At 55.5% G+C, this 4280-nt stretch carries 4 protein-coding genes and 1 pseudogene; all 5 read right to left on the bottom strand.

Features of this window, described 5'->3' with window-relative positions; translation table 11 throughout:
- Positions 1–26: 26 nt before the first annotated feature.
- Positions 27–281, bottom strand: a complete 255-nt coding sequence (locus tag HMPREF3227_RS02820) for a hypothetical protein (protein ID WP_066510052.1) — start codon at positions 279–281, stop codon at positions 27–29.
- A gap of 76 nt (positions 282–357) precedes the next feature.
- Complete coding sequence (locus tag HMPREF3227_RS02815) at positions 358–1767, bottom strand: RNB domain-containing ribonuclease (protein WP_066510045.1); 1410 nt, start codon at positions 1765–1767, stop codon at positions 358–360.
- A gap of 105 nt (positions 1768–1872) precedes the next feature.
- Positions 1873–2113: pseudogene (locus tag HMPREF3227_RS12770) on the bottom strand (integrase core domain-containing protein); the annotation flags it as partial.
- Between the two features lie 292 nt (positions 2114–2405).
- Positions 2406–3497 carry a hypothetical protein gene (locus HMPREF3227_RS02810; RefSeq protein WP_141681541.1) on the bottom strand — a complete coding sequence of 364 codons (1092 nt, stop codon included), beginning with the start codon at positions 3495–3497 and terminating at the stop codon, positions 2406–2408.
- A complete protein-coding gene (locus HMPREF3227_RS13185) occupies positions 3484–4035 on the bottom strand; it encodes a DUF6932 family protein (RefSeq protein WP_141681542.1) in 552 nt (183 codons plus the stop codon). The genes HMPREF3227_RS02810 and HMPREF3227_RS13185 overlap by 14 nt, the downstream gene beginning before the upstream one ends.
- Positions 4036–4280: the final 245 nt, after the last annotated feature.

Here is a 4280-nt window from a genome sequence, read left to right as displayed (position 1 = left end):
CCCCCGACGTGTCTACTTTCCAGGGGTCAGGCCCCTGGAATGGGCGTGATGGTGGCCAGACGGTTCTCATGGGCGCGGCGCTGGCGTTCACCTTCGACGACCTCGTCGATGTACTGAGCTTGGACCACCTCACGGGCCGCGGTCTCATTCATGCCAGTGGCGACAAGCTGGTTAAACGCGCCGCGGACGGTCTGCCGATACTCATCGACTTTGCTGTCATCACCGTAGAGTGCGGTGCATGCTTTCACGAGGCTGGCCGCAGATACTGGATAGTCCATCATCAATCCGGTCCTTTCTACTCGATGGGTAGATGGACCGACAGGCTAACAATCGCCCCTGACACGAAAGCCGGAAAAGCTAATCCGCAGGCCAGGCGAAGGCAACAGAGCGCTCGGCGGGATTGGCGCGTACGAGGGAAATGGCCGTCTCGGCGCCCGGCTCGGGCGCACCGATGACGTCGGCGACGATGGGCGGCGTGGGGACGAACGCGCGGGCCTTGGACTTTTCCGGAGTCGAGTCGAGAATGATCGAATCGAAGTTGGTGCCCACCCACGGGGCGAGGACAGTGGCCTCGGTGAGCTTGAGACAGGCGCGGTCGACTTGGGAGGCGCCGGAGGTCGTGCGCTTCATTGTTTCCAGGAGATCATCTGCGCGGGAGGAGACCCATTCGGGCAGAGGTTCGCCGGCAGAAAGGGCGAGGCAGACCTCGGTGGCGAAGCGGTCCGCGAGACGGCGCAGCGGCGCGGTGACGTGAGCGTAGTAGCCGCCGATACCCGCGTGGACCTTAGGCTCCTCGTCAGGGGTGAGCCACTGGTAGCCGGCGCCGCGCAGGAGGTACTGGGCTTCGCGCATCGCAGCCATGCCACGCGGGGTATCGGGATCGACACTGAGCAGAAATTCCGAAATCGACTGGTCCGTGAGGTCGAAACCGAGTGCGGCGACTTCGGAGCGAAAGGAAGCCTCGGACTCAGGCGAAGCAGCCGGCAGGGTGCGCAAGAGCCCGACGCCGTGGGAGGCCATGAGCTGGCCCGCGCACATGCCGGTAAGAAGGGAGATCTCCGAGTTGAAGTCCATAACCTCATAGCGCGGCTCGGCGACCAATTCGAAAACAGTCTCGCCAGCCTCGGTGGTGGTCTCCTCCACGGACTGGGAGGGCACGCGCAGGTTGATGGCGGAGCGGCGCAGGCTCGAAGCCTGGCGCAGGGCGCCGACCTCGGGCAGGAGCGCGATGGAAGAATGCAGGTGGCCCGCCACGAGATCGGCGTGGACGCCCTCGTAATCGAGGCGGGCGCGGGATTGGACGAGGGCGCGCTCGACGTCGAAGGAGGATACCTCGCCGGCGGAGTCGAGCTGGAAGGTCCAGAGGACGGCGGGGCGGGGTGCATCGGGAAGCAAGCTGGCGGCATCCTCAGACAAGGCTGCGGGATGCAGGCGTGCAGGCTCATCCGGCAGGTAGATGGTTTGGCCGCGCTTGAAGCCCTCGACTTCCAGCGGCGAGCCCGGCGCGATGAACGCCATAACGTCGGCAATGGCGTAGTGGACGGTATAGCCGGTGGCGGTGGCCTCGATGTAAACAGCCTGGTCCAAGTCCATGGAGCCCGCCGGGTCGATGGTCACGAGAGGGATGTCGCGCGCGTCGCGACGGGTATCGGCGAAGCGGTCGTGCGCGTTGCGGGCCGCCTCCTCGACAGCGGGCGGGAAGGCACGCTCGATGCCGAATTCCTCGGCGACAGGGTGGAAATCAAGTGGGGCGGCATACAGCTTCATAGTGAGCCAGCCTAGCCGTTAAAAAGAGCGAATGAGTCGACCAGGCCCGCCCCAGAAGGTAGACACCTTAGGGTGAACAAAATGTAGGTGTGAGCCTATCAGACCTTAAGCGGCTTGGGACTCAAACTCGTCGGAAGTTTGGTACCCGCACCCAAGTGTGTCGGCGACACGTGTTGTAGCGCACGCGCCAGCGGAATACATCCCTAAGGCAGATCAGCTGATTGGCGAACGTCTTCATATCTTTGAGGACCTCTCGCTTCAACGCTGCGTTAAACGACTCAGCGAGCGAATTATCCGTGCTGGTTCCCACCGCGCCCATCGACTAGGAAACGCCCAAGCGCCTGCATGTTTGCCTGTCCCCTTCCCAACCGCACTGGCGGGAATCAGAGGTGTCTACCTAACGGGGATCAGGCCCCCTCCCCTCGTGTGGTGTCTTGTTCCGGTCGTGAGCCGGTGGCCACGCCCGTGGGTGTTAAAATCCGTGAATTGGATAGTTGGGGTTGGGTGGCGACAAGACTGGTTAAAACGACGAATACCCCGCCGGTGGCGGTTTAAGGGACATTTGTCCCTTAAGCCGCGGTGGCAGGGTATAAGTTGTCGTCGCGTTGATTATATTACACAGCGGGACAGGGAAACTTTTATTCTTCCGCATCTTCAAGGAGGTTTGACAAGTCTTCCAATTTAAGTGAAGTAATTTCACCAGGCTTCAACACACGATGGGCTTCAACGCTAAACGAAGGCTGCCGTCCCGGGATTACGCTCTTGTCAACCAGAACTACAATTCCAATCTTTTCTCTAACCCTAAATTCGGCTACGTCTGCGACTTCGTTGGGAATTGAGACTGCCACAACGTTGGGGAAATCGGCCGGAAAATCTTCTCCATGCCGCTTGTCCGTCAAGCGCAACTCAATTTGTTCCGGGGTTACACTAGAAATTTTTTGAATAGTTCCTTCAATGACTGCCACGTGGTTCGTAACATGAATGGATTCGAGCATTCGCCTGATTTGAATAGAGCGCCGCGAATCAAACTGGAGCCTAGTAGCACTGACCCCAGGGACCCTCCATTTGAAATCTAAGTCGATACGATTAGCCCCAAGTTCCGCGGAGAACATTGACATAGCGTTTGCTACGCGTGGTCCCAGCTCGTCGATTCTGGATACTACCAAGTCCGACCATTCAGAATCTTCAGAATCTTCTAGCTTAAGAAGGTTTACAAATTCACCGATCGCACGTTCAGCGAGGGGTGTGCTTTCATCGGCAGCAGCATCATCCACCCCTATTTCGAGTGATGTCTGAGACTCTTCTGCAACAAAACGGCTTTCCAAGCTACTCATCGGTGAGAAGTTCAAAACAACAGAACCCGGAGCTGGGGCAGCATCCAACAACATCTGTGTTTCTTGGACAACGAACTTCGGCAGCTTTCCTCGCGCCGACTTCTTCCCCTCGAGCGACGCACCTAATGAAGTAATAACAGCTTGAAAATTCTGCAAAATATTTCCAACAGCCATGAGCGAAACTGAGTTGCCGACCACTCCATCGCCTGTAAGACGTAAGGCCCCACTTGACGACTCAACGAAATCGGAACTGGTTTGCCTAAAGTGGCTTGCAATGTTAGCTTGAGCAACGTCTAAAGCATCACTAAAATTGGATGGCTCATTTTCAAGTCCTTGAGATGCAAGGTACTCAGTAAGATCAAGGGCAATTGCTGGTTTTTCGTTAGCTGTACCCATTAACAATCACCTCCAGATAGCCTTGCCTCGGTGCCGTCCAAGTTAGGTCAGGGTTATCCATTTTTCTTCCTTGACGTTGGCGTTGCCACCAATCGTCCCAATACCCTCGCTGTTGATTGTAGACGTTGGTATCTTCGCTTGGCTTACCGGTAATTAATGGATTCCAAGGCAAGAAATAGGCATCAATACGCAAGGCATTCTGCTTCAGGAATTCACGAAGGACAGCTTGATCTAAAAATGATACTCGCGGATCGCAAGCCTGAATCAATTGATTGATTGTCGCCCCATCAACGAGAACTGTGACATCAATATCTCCTGGAGAAGGTTTCGTTGTTAGAAAGCTTCCGCCTATCCAGATAGACCTGATATTAAATACGTTCTGAAAAGTCGCAGTGAACGTCCTTAACTCATCAAATAGTTCAACTCGATCAGAGGTAAATAGATATCTATTTGAATCAACATTATTCAGGCCGGAAACCATTACCCGACCAGCTGGATCAATCGGCGGAAAAACCCCAAACTTATTGGGCTGAGTCACTAGCTCTCACCCACTTTCTATCTACAATCGATTCAACTAACGAGTCTTCATGACTTTGACTGAGCAACACAAGCATATACCTCAGAATGAAGATAGATAGCTCTTCCACACTGATTTTTGCGACACGAGATCTTTTTCCGTCCGCCCCATTTTCTTAGTAATTCAGAGGTAACCGTATGTCCTTGTTGTCGGAATTTGTGGCAGATGGTTCGGGACCTGACCCCTGTTTGGTGGACACCTGATAT

The sequence above is a fragment of the Corynebacterium sp. CMW7794 genome (genome assembly GCF_001563605.1).
Classification (GTDB): Bacteria; Actinomycetota; Actinomycetes; order Mycobacteriales; family Mycobacteriaceae; genus Corynebacterium; species Corynebacterium phoceense.
Note: the sequence above shows the minus strand (reverse complement) of the source record. Positions and strands in the feature narration are given on the sequence as shown.

Excerpts from the sequence above, each read along its gene's own strand:
- HMPREF3227_RS02820 (WP_066510052.1), bottom strand. The coding sequence starts at position 281 with ATGATGGACTATCCAGTATCTGCGGCCAGCCTCGTGAAAGCATGCACC.
- HMPREF3227_RS02815 (WP_066510045.1), bottom strand. The coding sequence starts at position 1,767 with ATGAAGCTGTATGCCGCCCCACTTGATTTCCACCCTGTCGCCGAGGAA.
- HMPREF3227_RS02810 (WP_141681541.1), bottom strand. The coding sequence starts at position 3,497 with ATGGGTACAGCTAACGAAAAACCAGCAATTGCCCTTGATCTTACTGAG.